This is a genomic window from Streptomyces sp. NBC_00306 (genome assembly GCF_036169555.1).
Classification (GTDB): Bacteria; Actinomycetota; Actinomycetes; order Streptomycetales; family Streptomycetaceae; genus Streptomyces; species Streptomyces achmelvichensis.
Genome location: NZ_CP108032.1, coordinates 1,473,086 through 1,489,068 on the forward strand (window position 1 = coordinate 1,473,086; position 15,983 = coordinate 1,489,068).

Annotated in this window: 15 protein-coding genes; 2 read left to right on the forward strand and 13 right to left on the reverse strand. The window is 69.4% G+C overall.

Annotated elements, in window-relative coordinates; translation table 11 throughout:
• Positions 1-2 precede the first annotated feature (2 nt).
• The 6 genes from OHA05_RS06595 to OHA05_RS06620 all read right to left on the reverse strand — a co-directional run bounded on the left by OHA05_RS06595 (position 3) and on the right by OHA05_RS06620 (position 6,498).
• The gene (locus OHA05_RS06595) at positions 3-959 is read right to left on the reverse strand and encodes a helix-turn-helix transcriptional regulator (RefSeq protein WP_313947327.1); all 957 of its coding nucleotides are present in this window, start codon (positions 957-959) and stop codon (positions 3-5) included.
• Between the two features lie 137 nt (positions 960-1,096).
• The gene (locus tag OHA05_RS06600; protein ID WP_328860054.1) at positions 1,097-2,311 is read right to left on the reverse strand and encodes an IS30 family transposase; all 1,215 of its coding nucleotides are present in this window, start codon (positions 2,309-2,311) and stop codon (positions 1,097-1,099) included.
• Positions 2,312-2,389: 78 nt separating this feature from the next.
• Positions 2,390-2,764: an FKBP-type peptidyl-prolyl cis-trans isomerase gene (locus OHA05_RS06605; RefSeq protein WP_328860055.1), complete on the reverse strand. Its 375-nt coding sequence runs from the start codon at positions 2,762-2,764 to the stop codon at positions 2,390-2,392.
• Positions 2,765-2,807: 43 nt separating this feature from the next.
• The gene (locus tag OHA05_RS06610; protein WP_313947325.1) at positions 2,808-3,749 is read right to left on the reverse strand and encodes an FKBP-type peptidyl-prolyl cis-trans isomerase; all 942 of its coding nucleotides are present in this window, start codon (positions 3,747-3,749) and stop codon (positions 2,808-2,810) included.
• A gap of 109 nt (positions 3,750-3,858) precedes the next feature.
• Positions 3,859-5,220 carry a Pup--protein ligase gene (pafA, locus tag OHA05_RS06615; protein ID WP_313947324.1) on the reverse strand — a complete coding sequence of 454 codons (1,362 nt, stop codon included), beginning with the start codon at positions 5,218-5,220 and terminating at the stop codon, positions 3,859-3,861.
• 9 nt (positions 5,221-5,229) lie between these two features.
• Positions 5,230-6,498 (reverse strand): MFS transporter, encoded by a 1,269-nt coding sequence (locus OHA05_RS06620; protein WP_313947323.1) that lies wholly within the window; start codon positions 6,496-6,498, stop codon positions 5,230-5,232.
• Positions 6,499-6,647: 149 nt separating this feature from the next.
• On the opposite strand from OHA05_RS06620, the gene OHA05_RS06625 reads away from it, so the two are divergent.
• Positions 6,648-7,826, forward strand: coding sequence for a LacI family DNA-binding transcriptional regulator (locus tag OHA05_RS06625; RefSeq protein WP_328860056.1), 1,179 nt, complete (start codon positions 6,648-6,650; stop codon positions 7,824-7,826).
• Positions 7,827-7,932: 106 nt separating this feature from the next.
• On the opposite strand, the gene prcA is transcribed toward OHA05_RS06625, so the two are convergent.
• The 5 genes from prcA to arc form a co-directional block, all read right to left on the reverse strand.
• Entirely contained in the window at positions 7,933-8,697 is a 765-nt protein-coding gene (gene prcA / locus OHA05_RS06630; protein WP_313947321.1) for a proteasome subunit alpha, read from the reverse strand.
• A 62-nt stretch (positions 8,698-8,759) separates the two neighbouring features.
• Positions 8,760-9,605 (reverse strand): proteasome subunit beta, encoded by an 846-nt coding sequence (prcB, locus tag OHA05_RS06635; protein ID WP_313947320.1) that lies wholly within the window; start codon positions 9,603-9,605, stop codon positions 8,760-8,762.
• A gap of 146 nt (positions 9,606-9,751) precedes the next feature.
• On the reverse strand, positions 9,752-9,970 hold the full coding sequence (locus OHA05_RS06640; protein WP_037651273.1) for a ubiquitin-like protein Pup: 219 nt from the start codon (positions 9,968-9,970) through the stop codon (positions 9,752-9,754).
• Between the two features lie 137 nt (positions 9,971-10,107).
• Positions 10,108-11,619: a depupylase/deamidase Dop gene (gene dop, locus OHA05_RS06645; protein WP_340472207.1), complete on the reverse strand. Its 1,512-nt coding sequence runs from the start codon at positions 11,617-11,619 to the stop codon at positions 10,108-10,110.
• A gap of 261 nt (positions 11,620-11,880) precedes the next feature.
• Positions 11,881-13,647 carry a proteasome ATPase gene (gene arc, locus OHA05_RS06650; protein WP_313947319.1) on the reverse strand — a complete coding sequence of 589 codons (1,767 nt, stop codon included), beginning with the start codon at positions 13,645-13,647 and terminating at the stop codon, positions 11,881-11,883.
• Positions 13,648-13,900: 253 nt separating this feature from the next.
• Between arc and OHA05_RS06655 the strand changes: the two genes are divergently transcribed.
• On the forward strand, positions 13,901-14,212 hold the full coding sequence (locus tag OHA05_RS06655) for a ferredoxin (RefSeq protein ID WP_313947318.1): 312 nt from the start codon (positions 13,901-13,903) through the stop codon (positions 14,210-14,212).
• Between the two features lie 46 nt (positions 14,213-14,258).
• Here OHA05_RS06655 and OHA05_RS06660 read toward each other — a convergent pair whose 3' ends face one another.
• Together OHA05_RS06660 and OHA05_RS06665 are read right to left on the reverse strand one after the other, a co-directional pair.
• Positions 14,259-14,837 (reverse strand): hypothetical protein, encoded by a 579-nt coding sequence (locus OHA05_RS06660; RefSeq protein ID WP_313947317.1) that lies wholly within the window; start codon positions 14,835-14,837, stop codon positions 14,259-14,261.
• 253 nt (positions 14,838-15,090) lie between these two features.
• Positions 15,091-15,978 (reverse strand): tRNA (adenine-N1)-methyltransferase, encoded by an 888-nt coding sequence (locus OHA05_RS06665; RefSeq protein ID WP_142216178.1) that lies wholly within the window; start codon positions 15,976-15,978, stop codon positions 15,091-15,093.
• Between the last annotated feature and the right edge of the window lie 5 nt (positions 15,979-15,983).

The window sequence follows — 15,983 nt, forward strand, 5'->3', positions numbered from 1 at the left end:
CCTCAGCCCTTGGCCACGGCGCGCAGCCGCTCCACCACGTCGGCCCGCAGATCCGCGGGCTCCAGGACGACGACATCCGGGCCGAACTCCACCAGCCAGGCATCCAGACCGTGTCCGTACGGAATCTCCAACTCTTCCCAGCCGTCCCCCAGTTCCCGTACCGACGCGGCCCTGGCACGCAGCGGGTAGCCGCAGCCGGTGCGCAGCCGGATCCGGGCGGTGCGGGTCGCGGTCTCCCCCGCCCAGCTCTCCACCGTCTCGCGGACGGTGACGACGTCGGGGACCGGCGCGGTGAAGGAGCCGGCGCGCGAGCGGACCTTGCCGGTGATGCGGGAGAGCCGGAAGACGCGCTCGGCCGCCCGCTCCCGGTCCCAGCCGGCCAGGTACCAGTGGCCGCGCCAGCATTCGAGCGTCCAGGGTTCGACCTGGCGCTGCTCGGGACGGGCCGCGTTCCCCTTGCGGTAGTCGAAGACCACGGGCCGGCGGTGGCGGCAGGCGAGCATCAGCGGCTCGAAGGCGGCTTCGTGCACGGGGATACGGGGCTCCAGCGCGCTGTGCTGTGCCTCGTAGGAGTCCTCGGCCTCGGGCATGCCTGCCGCGCGCAGCTTCTGGAGTGCACCGCTGGCCGCGCCGGCGAGCCTGGCCTGCTGCCAGACCTTGGCCGCGAGGCCGAGAGCGGCCGCTTCCTCGGCGTCGAGCGTGATGGCGGGCAGCCGGTTGCTGTCGCGGCGGGCGAGATAGCCGGTGTCACCGTCGAGGTTCTCGACGGTCTCGATGACCAGGCCGAGTTCGCGCAGATCGTCCTTGTCGCGCTCGAACATCCGGTTGAAGGAGTCGTCGGAGCCCGCTTCGAGGTAGGCCTCGATGGATCCGCGCAGTTCGCGTTTGCTGAGGGGGCGCCGGGTTCCGAGCAGGCACAGCGCCAGATTCATCAGCCGCTCCGCCTTGGCAATGGCCATCGACGCCCTGCACCTCTTCTGATCGAGTCACTTCCGCCCAGCGACGACCGTACCGCCCCGGGGTGTCGCGGCAAAGCCGAGGGCCCATGCCCCCCAGGGCGGTTTCTAGGGATCGTCGCAACACCTGGTGGTGTTGATCAGATCGCGAGCAGTTTATGCAGGCGCTCGGCTGGGGTTTCCCAGCCGAGCGTTTTGCGTGGGCGGCGGTTGAGCTGGTCGGCGACGGCTGTCAGGTGGTCAGGGGTGTGGACGGACAGGTCGGTGCCCTTCGGGAAGTACTGCCGCAGCAGGCCGTTCGTGTTCTCGTTCGAGCCGCGCTGCCAGGGGCTGGCCGGGTCGCAGAAGTAGACCGGGATGTCGGTGGCAAGGGTGAACTCGCCGTGTCGCGCCATCTCGCTGCCCTGGTCCCAGGTCAGGGACCGCTTCAGCTGGGCGGGCAAGGTCTGGACGGTGGCCGTCAGGGTGCCGAGGACGGCCTCTGCCGTGTGGTCACCGGGCAGGTGCAGGAGCATCACGTAGCGGGTGGCACGCTCCACGAGGGTGCCGATCGCGGACTTTCCGTCCTTGCCGATGATCAGGTCGCCCTCCCAGTGCCCGGGAACAGCTCGGTCTGCGGCTTCGGCGGGGCGTTCGCTGATCATGACCATCGGCGTGGTGAAGCGGGGCTGACGGCAGTTGGCCTGCCGCTGGGGTCTGCGGCGGGCGCGGCCGGAACGCAGAGCGCCGGCAAGCTCACGGCGCAGCTGGCCCCTGCCCTGGACATAGAGCGCCTGGTAGACGGTCTCGTGGACCACGTGCATCTCCGGCCGGTCGGGAAACTTCTGCCGCAGAGCCTGGCAGATCTGCTCCGGGCTCCACTTCTCGTCCAGCATCGTCTGGACGGCCTCCCACAGCTCCGGCTTCTCAAGGATCTTGCGTGGCTTGGGGCGGGGCCGGCGGGCTTCGGCGCGGGCCTGGGCGGCGTGCGGCCGGTAGGCCCCGCTTCCGGGGTGGCGGTTGCGCCGTATCTCACGGCTGACCGTGGACGGGCTGCGGCCCAGCTCCGCGGCGATCGCCCGCACGGTGGCGTTCTCCCGAAGCCGGTCGGCAATGTGGATCCGCTCGTCCTCGCACAGATACCGGGACGAGCCGGAAGCCGGTACCACCGGATTGACCGGTGGTACCGGCTTCCGGTTCCGCTCTCCGGAGCGGCCGTTGCGCCACTTGTTGCCCGTCCGGCGGTCGACGCCGACGATCCGGCACGCCTCGGTGTTGCTGTAGCCCTGCTGCACGAGCCGGGAGTATTCCTCCCGCTCCCGTGACAGCTTCTTACGCCCCTGCGGCGTCCGGTCCGCTCGGATCTCGAAGTCCATCGCACCCCTTGAACTGGGGTGTTGCGACAACCTCTAGAACCAACGCAGGGAGCATGGGCCCTTTTCGACCGGAGACGATCAGACGCCGACCAGGTCGCAGACGAAGATCAGCGTCTCGCCCGGGGCGATGACGCCGCCACCGGCGCCGCGGTCGCCGTACGCGAGGTGCGCGGGGATGGTCAGCTGGCGGCGGCCGCCGACCTTCATGCCCTGCACGCCCTCGTCCCAGCCGGCGATGACCTGACCGGCACCGAGCTGGAACTGCAGCGGGGTGCCGCGGTTCCAGGAGGCGTCGAACTCCTCGCCGGTGGAGAAGGCCACACCCACGTAGTGGACCTTGACGGTGTCGCCCGCCTTGGCCACCGGACCGTCGCCCTCCCAGATCTCCTTGATCTCCAGGTCGGCCGGCGGCTCGCCACCCGGGAAGTCGATCTCGGGCTTGTCGATGCTCACTGAACTGCTCCTCTAAATGATGAACGGGGCAACCCGGACAGTCTTACACCTTCGTCAGCAGGTCCACGGAGAACACCAGCGTGGAGTTCTTCGGGATGCCCTGCTGCTCCTTGGCACCGAAGGCCTGGTCCGGCGGGATGACCAGCAGGACGCGACTGCCGACCTTCTTGCCGATCAGACCGTCCTTGAGTCCCTTGAGGGTGACCTGTCCGAGCGGGAAGGTCTGGGTCTTGCCCGTGTCGTAGGTGCTGTCGAACTTCTTGCCACCGGCCCACAGGAAGGCCTGGTACTGGACGACGACGCTGTCCTTGTCGGTGAGCGCGGGTCCCGTGCCCTCGATGACGTAGTTCGAGACGAGCTTCTTCGGCGGGTCGGCCTGCTTCGGGAAGGTCATCGTGGGGGCCTTGCCGTCGGTGTTGGTGCCCACCTTCGGCAGGTCGATGTTGTCCTGCGCGACGTCGGTGCCCTTGGCGGACGTCGGGATGGTGGTCGCCTTCAGGATGTCGACGACGAAGACGAGCGTGGCGTTGGGCTTGATGTCGCCCTGGCCCTGCGCTCCGTAGCCGAGCTCCGGCGGGATGCCCAGCTCGACGCGGCTGCCGACCTTCTGGCCCTCGAGGCCCTGGTCCCAGCCCTTGATGACCTGGCCGGCGCCGAGGGTCAGATCGAACGGCTGCTTGCGGTCGAAGCTGTTGTCGAAGGGCTTGGTGGAATCCCACGACTGGCCCAGGTAGTTGACCTGGATCGCGTCGCCCTTCTTGACTTTCTGGCCCTTGCCCTCGCTGATGACATTGACCTTCAGCTCCTTGGGCGGATCCCCCTCGCCCTTGGCGAGAGTCGGCTTCTGCCCGAACTTCTCCCCCGCGGTGATCGCGGGCAGTCCGTTCTTCATCGAGGCGGAATCGGAGGCCTTGTCATCGCTGCCGCACGCCACTGACGACAACAGCAGCAGCGGGACGACAAGAAGGCCGGCAAGTCGGCGCACGTGTTCCTCAGATCTCAGACGGCACAGTAGGTCCCCGACACTCTAGGGCGTGCCGTGGGCCCCGCACGAGGAACGTACGGGGCCCGAGTCGCGTTCGGCCGACTTGCGGCTACATGCCCGCGATGAGTTTTTCCACCCGGTCGTCGACCGAGCGGAACGGGTCCTTGCACAGTACGGTCCGCTGGGCCTGGTCGTTCAGCTTGAGGTGCACCCAGTCGACGGTGAAGTCCCGTCGCTGCTCCTGAGCTCGGCGGATGAAGTCGCCGCGCAGCCGCGCCCTGGTGGTCTGCGGGGGCACGGACTTGCCCTCGAAGATCTTCAGGTCGTTGCAGATCCGGGCCGCCTGGCCCTTCTTCTCCAGGAGGTAGTACAGCCCTCGCCGGCGGTGGATGTCGTGGTAGGCGAGGTCTATCTGCGCGACACGCGGGTGCGACATGGTCATGTTGTGCTTGGCCCGGTACCGCTCGATGAGCTTGTACTTCATGACCCAGTCGATCTCGGTGCCGATACGGTCGAGGTCCTCCGCGTCGATCGCGTCCAGCGTGCGGCCCCACAGCTCCAGGACCTGCTCGACGGTGCCGGTGCGGATGCCGCGGCGGTCGACGAAGTCCACGGCCTTCTCGTAGTACTCCCGCTGGACCTCGAGGGCCGAGGCCTCGCGTCCGCTGGCCAGGCGCACCTTGCGCTGGCCGGTGATGTCGTGGCTGACCTCGCGGATCGCCCGGATCGGGTTCTCCAGGGTCAGGTCGCGCATCACGGTGCCGGCCTCGATCATGCGCAGCACGAGGTCGGTGGCGCCGACCTTGAGCAGCATGGTCGTCTCGGACATGTTGGAGTCACCGACGATGACGTGCAGCCGGCGGTAGCGCTCGGCGTCCGCGTGCGGTTCGTCCCGGGTGTTGATGATCGGGCGGGAGCGGGTGGTCGCGGAGCTGACACCCTCCCAGATGTGCTCGGCGCGCTGGCTGACGCAGTAGACCGCGCCCCGCGGGGTCTGGAGTACCTTGCCCGCGCCGCACAGCAGCTGACGGGTGACCAGGAACGGGATGAGGATGTCCGCGAGCCGGGAGAACTCTCCGTGGCGTGCGACGAGATAGTTCTCGTGGCATCCGTAGGAGTTTCCCGCCGAGTCGGTGTTGTTCTTGAACAGATAGACGTCGCCCGCGATTCCCTCCTCGTGCAGGCGGCGTTCGGCGTCGACGAGCAGGCCTTCGAGAATGCGCTCGCCGGCCTTGTCGTGGGTGACCAGTTCGGTCACGTTGTCGCATTCCGGTGTCGCGTATTCCGGATGCGAACCCACGTCGAGGTAGAGGCGGGCGCCGTTCCGCAGGAAGACGTTGCTGCTGCGGCCCCATGAGACAACACGGCGGAAGAGGTAGCGCGCCACTTCGTCAGGTGACAGTCGGCGCTGTCCCCTGAACGTGCACGTGACGCCGTACTCGTTCTCCAGCCCGAAAATGCGGCGGTCCATGTCTGAACATTACGCCTCACGGCCTGAGCTGAAACCGGGTTCGGCAGCACCGTTTCGATCATTTTCCGATGAGCGCGCCATCTCCTTGGTACGCCCGGGAACTGCGAGGACCCGCTGAGTGGTCATCAGAACCAGAAGTGCGGCTATTCCGCCCGCCCCCGCGACGGCGAAGCTCCACGCCGTGCCGCCGAGCTCGACGGCCGGGCCCGCGACCGCGGTGCCGGCGGCGGCGCCGACGCCGAACGTCGTCACCAGCCAGGAGAACGCCTCCGTGACGGTGCCGGTCGGCGCGTGCCGGTCGACGACGATGAAGGCGCACGCGATCGCGGGGGCGAGGAAGACACCGGCGAGCGCGCACAGCGCGGTCATGGCGACGACACCGGGGGTGAGCACGAGCGGCAGGTAGCCGAGCGCGAGCAGGGCGACGATGACCCGCAGCCGGCGCTCGGGGGCGCCGGTCCACTGGCGTGCGCCGTAGGCGGTGCCGCCGATCAGCGCGCCGAGGCCGAGCGCGGCCATGAGCCAGCCGTAGACCGATTCCTGGCCGTGGTCGTCCGCGTACGCGACTCCGGCGACCGTGATGGAGCCGAGAGCCAGGCCGACGAAGAAGAAGGCCCCGAGCAGCGCCAGCAGCCCCGGAGAGCGCAGGGCGCCGAGCCAGTGGGCCTCACGGGGCGCCGACCGCCAGGTGCGGGAGGGCTCCGACAGGACCACGGAGAGGGCGCCGAGTACGCCGATGAGGTTGATGACGAAGAGGCCCGCCCCGGCCGACCAGACGGCGACGAGCAGCGTGACCAGCAGCGGGCCGACGGTGAACATCACCTCCTGGGCCACGGCGTCCATGGCGTACGCCCGGTGTACGCGGTCCTCACGGCCCAGCACGTCCGGCCACAGGGCCCGCAGACCGCCTTCGAGCGGCGGGGTGAAGAGGCCGGCGACGGCGACGGCCGCGTAGGCCAGTGGCAGGGAGCCGATCCCGGCGAGGGCCAGCAGGACCATGCCGAGGGCGGAGACGACGGCCGCCGGCAGCTGGACGCGCGGCTGTCCGTGCAGGTCGACGGCCCGTCCGAGGAGCGGCTGCCCGATGGCGGTGGCGATGCCGTACACGGCGGCGAGCCCGCCGGCGAGGGTGTAGCTCCCGCCCTCGGCCCGGGTGAACAGCACGACGGCGACGGGGGCGGTGGCGTTGGGCAGCCGCCCCACGAGCGTCCCGGCCAGCAGCCGGGCGGCGTGCGGGGCCTTGAGTATGTCTGCGTAGCCCGTGGCTCCCGCGGCCATGTTGCCGCTCCTCTCGTCTCGGCGAGTGCCGAGGTTTTACGTATAACGTACGGCGTCATACGTACCATGTCGACAGTCCGCGGGTCTACCGCTCCGCCCCCGCGGACGGGTGCGGACCCGGCGGACGAGCGGTGCGAGGACGGCGATCCATGTCAGACGGACCCCACGGGCGCGGCCCTCGCCGCGGTTCGTCGCCGGCGGACGGGGCGGGGGGGACGGCCGCGCGCACGGCGACACCGGCATCCACGGAGCCGAGGGCACCTGCACTCGCGCAGGCGGGCAGGGCCGCGGGCGCCGAGGCGGAACCCGGCGGCGCCCGGCCCACCAGCCGGGACGTCGCCCGCGTCGCCGGGGTCTCGCAGGCCACCGTGTCGCTCGTCCTCGGGGACAAGTGGCGGGGCCGGGTCTCCGAGCGGACGGCCGCCGCTGTGCGGGACGTCGCCCGGGAGCTCGGGTACCGGCCCAATCTGGCCGCACGGAACCTGCGGCTCGGGCGGACCAGGACCGCCCTGCTCGTCGTGCCCGCCCTCACCAACGAGTTCTTCGCCCGTGTCTACACCGGCGCCGCCCGCGTGGCCGCAGAGCACGGCTTCGGCGTGGTCCTCTACCCCTCCCCCGACGGCGTCGGCCCCGCCAGGGACCCTTTCGCCTCCGCCCGCGCGGCCCTGGACGGCGTGATCGCCTCCTCCATGGCCGCCGAAGCCCTCACCGAGATCCGCGGCACGGACCTCCCGCTGGTCATGCTGGACAGCGACCCGTCCGACCCGGGGGCGGCGGCCCATGTGAACCTGGACATCGCCGACGGCATGCGGCAGGTGACGGACCATCTGCTGACGCTCGGTCACCGTCGCTTCGTCCACCTCGCTTCGGCCGTGTCGTCCTGGACCTTCGATGTACGGGCGGCGGCCCTTGCGCAGGCGCTGGGTGCCGTCCCCGACGCGGTCGTCACCACGGTGCCCGCGCCGCTCGACGTCGGCGGCGCCCGTCAGGCCGCGGAAGCGGCCCTCACCGGCCCCGGGCCCCGCCCCACCGCGCTCATCTGCGACGACGACGTCCTGGCCGCCGGAGCCTGCAAGGCCGTACGCCGGCTGGGGCTGCGGGTGCCCGAGGACGTCTCCGTCACCGGCTTCGACGACCTCGCCCTCGCCACCGCCGTGGAGCCGGAGCTCACCACCGTCCGGCTGCCCGCGGAACGGGTCGGCGAGCGCGGTATGTCCGCCCTGCTCGCCGTCCTCACCGGACGGCCCCCGGAGGAGGGCGGGCTGCCGGTCGAACTCGTCACCCGCGGCTCCACCGCGCGCGCTGCCGCCACCCCCGCACCCGCCTGAGCCGGGCACGCCAGGGCGGCACAACACCCCGCGCAAGGCTGCGCCCCGGTCCGCACGGGCGGTCCGGGGCGCAGTCGGTCGTCGTGTCGTCGCAGAGGCCGGCGGGCTACTCCTCGCCGTCCTCCGTGGACTCCTCGTCCGACGGTGCGTCGGTCGGGGTGGAGGCGGCACCGTCCGCCTCCAGCAGCCGGGACAGCTGCCGGCCGACGATGCGCTTGAACTTCCGCTGCTGCGGCCGTGTGCGGTCCAGGACCGCCACTTCGAGGCGCTCCGCCGGGATCTCCCGGTCATTGCCGTTGGTCTGGTTGGACAGGGCCTGGACCGCCAGCTTCAGCGCCTCCGCCAGGGACATGCCCTCGCGGTGCCGCTGGTCGAGATAGGTGCTGATCTGCTCGGCGTTGCCGCCGACCGCGACCGAGCCGTGCTCGTCCACGATCGATCCGTCGTGCGGCAGCCGGTAGATCTGGTCGCCGTCGGCGGTGGCACCCACCTCGGCGACGACCAGTTCCACCTCGTAGGGCTTCTCGGCCGCGCTGGAGAAGATGGTGCCCAGCGTCTGGGCATAGACGTTGGCCAGCCCGCGGGCCGTCACATCGTCGCGGTCGTAGGTGTATCCGCGCAGATCGGCGTAGCGCACACCGCCGATGCGGAGGTTCTCGTACTCGTTGTACTTGCCGGCGGCGGCGAAGCCGATCCGGTCGTAGATCTCGCTGAACTTGTGCAGCGCGCGGGACGGGTTCTCACCGACGAAGACGATGCCGTCGGTGTACTGCAGCACAACAAGGCTGCGACCACGGGCGATGCCCTTGCGGGCGTATTCCGCCCGGTCGGCCATGGCCTGCTGGGGTGAGACATAGAACGGCGTCGACACCGGCTATCCGTCCCTTTCTGTCATTGGCGTGAAGGCACTGCCCTGCGGTGGCTGGGGGAGCATCAGAGCAGCGCGGCGCGCGGGCCGTCGGGCTGCTCCAGACGGCGCTCCAGGATCGCGCGGGCGATCTCGGCGGACTCGTCGTCCCCGAGCCTGCGGAAGCCCTCGTCCGTGATGACGGTGACGATGGGGTAGATCCGCCGGGCCACATCGGGTCCGCCGGTCGCCGAGTCGTCGTCCGCCGCGTCGTACAGAGCCTGGATGACCAGGGTGGTGGCCTGCTGCTCCGTCAGATCGTCGCGGTAGAGCTTCTTCATCGCCCCGCGGGCGAAGATGGAGCCCGAGCCGGTGGCGGCGAAGCCGTGCTCCTCGGAGCGGCCGCCGGTGACGTCGTAGGAGAAGATGCGGCCCTTCTCCCGGTCCACGTCGTACCCCGCGAAGAGCGGGACCACGGCGAGGCCCTGCATGGCCATGCCGAGGTTGCTGCGGATCATGGTGGAGAGCCGGTTGGCCTTGCCCTCCAGGGAGAGCTGGGCGCCCTCCACCTTCTCGAAGTGCTCGAGCTCCAGCTGGAAGAGCTTGACCATCTCCACCGCGAGGCCGGCGGTGCCGGCGATGCCCACGGCCGAGTACTCGTCGGCCGGGAAGACCTTCTCGATGTCGCGCTGCGCGATCATGTTGCCCATCGTGGCCCGCCGGTCACCGGCGAGCACCACACCGCCGGGGAACGTGGTCGCGACGATGGTCGTGCCGTGCGGTGCCTCGATCGCGCCCTGCAGAGGCGGCAGGGTGCGCTTCCCGGGAAGCATCTCCGGGGAGTGCGAGCCCAGGAAGTCCATGAACGAGGAGGACCCGGGCGTCAGGAAGGCTGCCGGCAGACGCCCGGTGCTACGAGGGTTGGCTTCCACGCGTTTCCTTCCGGATTGGCGGCGGCCCGCCATGTCCGGCGCGGGCCGATCTTTCGAACTGTGCACGGACATTACCCGCGCCGTCGCCGGTCATCCGCCCCGGTGCCACCGGCTTTCGCCCACAGCACCAGGACGGACAACCGCGGTTACTCTCCGCCCTTTTGGACGAAGGAACGCACGAAGTCCTCGGCGTTCTCCTCGAGGACGTCGTCGATCTCGTCGAGGACGGAGTCGACGTCGTCCGACAGCTTCTCCTGTCGCTCCTTGAGGTCCTCCGAGGACTGCGCGTCCTGCGCCTGCTCCTCGACCTCCTCCGTCGAACGTGTGGCCTTCTGCTGCCCGCCGCCGGTGTCCTTGGTCGCCATGTCCCTCACCCCGCTCGGTTTGCCCTGACGTGAGTTCGTTCGGTCAAGATCAGACCCTACAAGCAGGGTCCGACATCGGCCCCGCACTTTGCTCAACGTCCGGGGACCACCTCGATGATTCCCTTACGCGACCCATTTCAGCCTCCGGACAGCACCCGGACCAGGTCTTCCGCGGTGCGGCACCGGTCCAGCAGCTCCTTGACGTGGTTGCGTGTACCCCGCAGCGGCTCCAGGGTGGGCACTCGTTGCAGAGAGTCACGGCCGGGAAGGTCGAAGATGACCGAGTCCCAGGAGGCCGCGGCGACGTCGTCCGCGTACTGCTCCAGACAGCGGCCGCGGAAATAGGCCCGGGTGTCCTCAGGAGGCTTCGTCCCGGCCCGTACGACGTCCTGCTCGTCGAGGAGGCGCTTCATCTTCCCGCGGGCCGCCAGACGGTTGTAGAGGCCCTTGTCGGGCCGCACGTCGGCGTACTGGAGGTCCACGAGGTGGAGCCTGGCCGCGTCCCAGCCCAGGCTGTCGCGCCGGCGGTAGCCCTCCATGAGCTCCTTCTTGGCGACCCAGTCCAGCTCTCCCGAGAGGCTCATCGGGTCGTTCTCGAGCCGGTTGAGGGTGTCCTCCCAGCGGATCAGGACGTCCTTGGTCTGCTCGTCGGCATCGGCCCCGAAGCGCTCCTCCACGTACTTCCGGGCCAGCTCGAAGTACTCCATCTGGAGCTGCACGGCGGTGAGTGTCCGGCCGCTGCGCAGCGTGACCAGGCGCTTGAGCGTCGGGTCGTGCGAGACCTGGTGCAGGGTGCGGACCGGCTGCTCGACCGCCAGGTCGACAGCGATGAAGCCGTCCTCGATCATGGAGAGCACCAGGGCCGTGGTGCCCAGCTTCAGATACGTCGAGATCTCCGACAGGTTCGCGTCGCCGATGATCACATGCAGGCGGCGGTACTTCTCGGCGTCGGAGTGGGGCTCGTCGCGGGTGTTGATGATGGGCCGCTTCAGCGTGGTCTCCAGGCCGACCTCGACCTCGAAGTAGTCCGCGCGCTGGCTGATCTGGAAGCCGTGCTCGTGACCGTCCTGGCCGATGCCGACCCGGCCCGCGCCGGTGACCACCTGGCGGGAGACGAAGAACGGCGTCAGGTGTCGCACGATGTCCGAGAACGGGGTCTCCCGCTTCATCAGGTAGTTCTCGTGCGTCCCGTAGGAGGCGCCCTTGTTGTCGGTGTTGTTCTTGTACAGGTGGATCGGCTGGGCGCCGGGGAGCTGGGCCGCGCGCTCGGCGGCCTCGGCCATGATCCGCTCGCCGGCCTTGTCCCACAGGACGGCGTCACGCGGATTGGTGATCTCGGGCGAGCTGTACTCGGGGTGCGCGTGGTCGACGTACAGCCGCGCACCGTTCGTGAGGATCACATTGGCCAGGCCGATGTCCTCGTCGGTGAGCTGGCTGGAGTCGGCGGCCTCGCGGGCGAGGTCGAAGCCGCGGGCGTCCCGCAGCGGATTCTCCTCCTCGAAGTCCCAGCGGGCGCGCCGCGCCCTGTGCATCGCCGCCGCGTAGGCGTTGACGATCTGGGACGAGGTGAGCATGGCATTGGCGTTCGGGTGGCCCGGAACGGAGATGCCGTACTCCGTCTCGATGCCCATTACTCGCCGTACGGTCATGCGGCCCTCCTTGCCCGGCGGCGCTCCCCTCCGGGAACGGCGCTCAAGTACCGCTGTGGCTCCGGTGCGTGTGCGGTGCCCGTCCCCGCACTGCGCGACTCGGCGGTACCGACGAGCCTAGAACGCCTCTGCGCTGGTGGGGAGATCAATTTCGTCATTGCTCCGGTGTGGCCGAACCTGTCGCGAAAGCAACCGGCTGCGGATGCCCGTCCCCCCTGCCTTCGGCGGGGGGACCTCCAGCATCCGCAGCCGGTCTGCCTTCTACAGGTACTGGCCGGTGTTCGCCACCGTGTCGATGGAACGTCCGGTGTCCGCGCCCTGCTTTCCGGTGACAAGGGTGCGGATGAAGACGATCCGCTCGCCCTTCTTTCCGGAGATCCGGGCCCAGTCGTCCGGGTTGGTGGTGTTCGGCAGGTCCTCGTTCTCCTTGAACTCGTCCACGCATGCCTGGAGGAGGTGGGAGACCCGAAGGCCCTTCTGGTTCTGGTCGAGGAAGGCCTTGATGGCCATCTTCTTGGCCCGGTCGACGATGTTCTGGATCATCGCGCCGGAGTTGAAGTCCTTGAAGTACAGGACTTCCTTGTCGCCGTTGGCGTACGTGACCTCGAGGAAGCGGTTCTCCTCGGTCTCCGCGTACATCTGCTCGACGACCGACTGGATCATCGCGTGCGCCGCGGCGTCCTTGGAGCCGCTGTGCTCGGAGAGGTCGTCCGCGTGCAGCGGCAGCGAGGACGTGAGGTACTTCGCGAAGATGTCCTTCGCGGCCTCCGCGTCCGGACGCTCGATCTTGATCTTCACATCGAGGCGGCCGGGGCGCAGGATCGCGGGGTCGATCATGTCCTCGCGGTTGGAGGCGCCGATGACGATGACGTTCTCCAGGCCCTCCACACCGTCGATCTCGGCGAGCAGCTGCGGGACGATGGTGTTCTCCACGTCCGAGCTGACACCGGAGCCACGGGTGCGGAAGAGGGACTCCATCTCGTCGAAGAAGACGATGACGGGGGTGCCCTCGCTGGCCTTCTCACGGGCACGCTGGAAGACGAGGCGGATGTGCCGCTCCGTCTCACCCACGTACTTGTTGAGGAGCTCGGGGCCCTTGATGTTGAGGAAGTAGCTCTTCCCCGCGGGCTGGCCGGTCACCTCGGCGACCTTCTTGGCAAGGGAGTTGGCGACGGCCTTGGCGATCAGCGTCTTGCCGCAGCCGGGCGGGCCGTAGAGCAGGATGCCCTTCGGCGGCCGCAGCTCGTGCTCCTTGAAGAGGTCCGGATAGAGGTACGGGAGCTCGACCGCGTCGCGGATCATCTCGATCTGGCCGCCCAGACCGCCGATCTTCTCGTAGTCGACGTCCGGGACCTCTTCGAGGACGAGCTCTTCGACCTCGCTCTTGGGAACCACTTCGTAGACGTAGCCGGAGCGGGGTTCGAGCAGGAGGGCGTCACCGGCGCGGATGGTGATGTCCAGCAGCGGCTCGGCGAGCCGCACCACCCGTTCCTCGTCGGTGTGCCCGACCACCAGGGCACGCTCGCCGTCCTCGAGGATCTCCTTGAGGGTGACGATGTCCCCGGCGCGCTCGAACTCCATGGCCTCGACCACATTGAGCGCTTCGTTGAGCATGACTTCCTGGCCGCGCCGGAGCTCTTCGAGCTCGACGCTGGGGCTCACGTTCACCCGGAGCTTGCGGCCCCCGGTGAAGATGTCGCACGTGCCGTCTTCGATGGCCTGCAGGAAGACACCGAAGCCGGCCGGCGGCTGCGCGAGCCGGTCGACCTCCTCCTTGAGGGCCACGATCTGGTCGCGGGCCTCACGGAGCGTGTTGGCGAGCCGCTCGTTCTGAGCGGACACGCCGGCCAGGTTCGTCTGCAACTCGACGATCCGCTCTTCGAGAATCCTCGTATGACGCGGAGAGTCGGCGAGCTTGCGGCGCAGGACGGCGATTTCCTGCTCGAGATAGGCAACCTGACCGGCGGGGTCCTCAGACCCTCGCCCCGGCCGGATGCCGCGGTTGATGTCGTCGTCGTGGGCTGCCACGGTCCTCACCTCCTCCAAGGGGAGCTGGACGCTTCCTGACCCTACCTGGGCGGGTGGTGATTGAAACCCCTAGATCACAAAGACGGTAGGGGTGTGTCCGATCTTCACCCTTGCGCTCTCCCTCACGCCAGGGGAATACCCACCCACCAACATCGGAAAGCGGCCGGAGGTATCGTCGAAGTGTTCAACACCCGTCAGGGCTGGCGCGACTTGCTTCACATTGCTACACCCGACGAAGGAAACGGCAGGAGAAATGACCGTGCAGCACGAGGCTCCGCCCGAAGGCACCGCAGACGCCCTGGAGGTCTGGATCGACCAGGACCTCTGCACCGGGGACGGGATCTGCGCGCAGTACGCCCCGGAGGTCTTCGAGCTCGACATCGACGGGCTCGCGTATGTGAAGAGCGGGGACGACGAGCTGCTGCAGAACCCCGGCGCCACAACGCCCGTACCGCTGCCGCTGCTGAACGACGTCGTGGACTCCGCCAAGGAGTGCCCGGGCGACTGCATCCATGTACGCCGCGTTTCGGACAGGGTCGAGGTCTACGGCCCCGACGCACCGTGACCGATCACGCACCCACTGCTCGGTAGCGGGCACTCAGCGTGCCGGCTCACGCACCCGCTGCCGAGTTCTGCGCGGAGCGAACGAACTTACCGCCCTGCCACTGCCACTTGACCTTCTCCCGCACGTCGGGGCAGCAGCTCGGCACGTCCGGTGAGGAGTAGCCGAGCAGGGTGGCCGTGATCGCTCCGTCACGTACGGCGAAGTCCCCCACGCTGAGCTTCTGGGCGGGCTCCACGAGCGTGGCCACCACCCTGGGGCCCGCTCCCCTGGCACCGGCCAGGACGTAGACGCCGCTGGGCGGGGTGCCGGAGCCCGCGTCGCAGCGGGCCGCCACCACCGTCTCGGGGTTGCCGTCGCCGTCCAGGTCGCCGGAGGCGCGCGCGGTCACCAGGGGCTGCACGGAACCGCATTGCAAGGGGAGCTCGACCGCCGCCGGGTCGGGCGCCGGAGCGGCGGCCACGGCGGTGCCCGAGTTCGTCCCGGGCCCCGGCTGCGAGGCGGTCGCGGCCCTCGGCTGAAGGAGTCCGGCGGCCGCGACGACCGCGGCCATCGCGGTCGCGGTGGCCAGCCAGTGCACCGGCCGGGCGTGGGTGTGCGCGAGGTCCGGGACCGCGGAGGTCTGCACGCGTGAAGTCTCCTGTGACTGCGGAGCCGACCAGGGGTCGGCGGCGGGAGAGGGAGGTCTGCATCGTGCCATACGTCACAGTGGTGCGGAACAGCGGGGTCGTGCCGCGCAGGTCAAGAAATCGTGCGGGAACGGGGGCGGCAACGCGAAGACGCCGCCGCCGAGTTCCCGAATGCGATCGGGGAACTCGGCGGCGGCGTCCTGACGTTGTACGGGAACCGGCACTCCGCAAGTGCCGGCCCGGCCGCGAGCGTCAGCCCTTGTTGGGGCCCTCGTAGTCCTCGCCGTACGCGCCCTTGGCGGGCCGGCGGCGGCGCATCGGGGGTTCGACACCGTCGGCCAGGCGGCGCGCGGTGACCAGGAAGCCGGTGTGGCCGATCATCCGGTGGTCCGGGCGGACGGCCAGACCCTCGACGTGCCAGTTGCGGATCATGGACTCCCACGGCTGCGGCTCGGCGAAGCACCCGATCTCGCGGATGGACTCCACCGTGCGCGCGAGCTGCGTGGTGGTCGCCACGTAGCAGCACAGGATGCCGCCCGGGACGAGCGCCTTGGAGACGGCCTCCAGGCACTCCCAGGGGGCCAGCATGTCCAGGATGACGCGGTCGACGTCGGCGTCGGTCAGATTGTCCTGGAGGTCGCCCACGGTGAGCTGCCAGGCAGGGTGCGGACCGCCGAAGTAGCGCTCCACGTTCTGCTGGGCGATCTCGGCGAAGTCCTCGCGGCGCTCGTAGGAGTGCAGCATCCCGTGGTCGCCGATGGCGCGCAGCAGGAAGGCGCTGAGCGAGCCGGAGCCCACCCCGGCCTCGACGACGCGCGCGCCGGCGAAGATGTCGGCGAAGGCCAGGATCTGCCCCGCGTCCTTGGGGTAGACCACGGCGGCGCCGCGGGGCATGGACAGGACGTAGTCGGGGAGCAGGGGGCGCAGCGCGAGGTAGGCGACGTTTCCCGTGGTACGGACAACACTGCCCTCAGGAGCACCGATCAGCTCGTCGTGCGGGAAGGACCCCTTGTGGGTGTGGAAGTTCTTCCCGGCCTCGAGCGTGAACGTGTAGTGGCGTCCCTTGGGATCGGTGAGCTGGACCTGGTCCCCGACCTTGAAGGGCCCGCGTCGGCGGGCGGCACCGGTCGGTTCGGACATGTGAC

What these genes read in the sequence shown, in the direction of transcription:
- OHA05_RS06595 (WP_313947327.1), bottom strand. Translation starts at nt 959, where the DNA reads ATGGCCATTGCCAAGGCGGAGCGGCTGATGAATCTGGCGCTGTGCCTG.
- OHA05_RS06600 (WP_328860054.1), bottom strand. Translation starts at nt 2,311, where the DNA reads ATGGACTTCGAGATCCGAGCGGACCGGACGCCGCAGGGGCGTAAGAAG.
- pafA (WP_313947324.1), bottom strand. Translation starts at nt 5,220, where the DNA reads ATGGACCGCCGCATTTTCGGGCTGGAGAACGAGTACGGCGTCACGTGC.
- OHA05_RS06620 (WP_313947323.1), bottom strand. Translation starts at nt 6,498, where the DNA reads ATGGCCGCGGGAGCCACGGGCTACGCAGACATACTCAAGGCCCCGCAC.
- OHA05_RS06625 (WP_328860056.1), top strand. Translation starts at nt 6,648, where the DNA reads ATGTCAGACGGACCCCACGGGCGCGGCCCTCGCCGCGGTTCGTCGCCG.
- OHA05_RS06640 (WP_037651273.1), bottom strand. Translation starts at nt 9,970, where the DNA reads ATGGCGACCAAGGACACCGGCGGCGGGCAGCAGAAGGCCACACGTTCG.
- dop (WP_340472207.1), bottom strand. Translation starts at nt 11,619, where the DNA reads ATGACCGTACGGCGAGTAATGGGCATCGAGACGGAGTACGGCATCTCC.
- OHA05_RS06655 (WP_313947318.1), top strand. Translation starts at nt 13,901, where the DNA reads ATGACCGTGCAGCACGAGGCTCCGCCCGAAGGCACCGCAGACGCCCTG.
- OHA05_RS06665 (WP_142216178.1), bottom strand. Translation starts at nt 15,978, where the DNA reads ATGTCCGAACCGACCGGTGCCGCCCGCCGACGCGGGCCCTTCAAGGTC.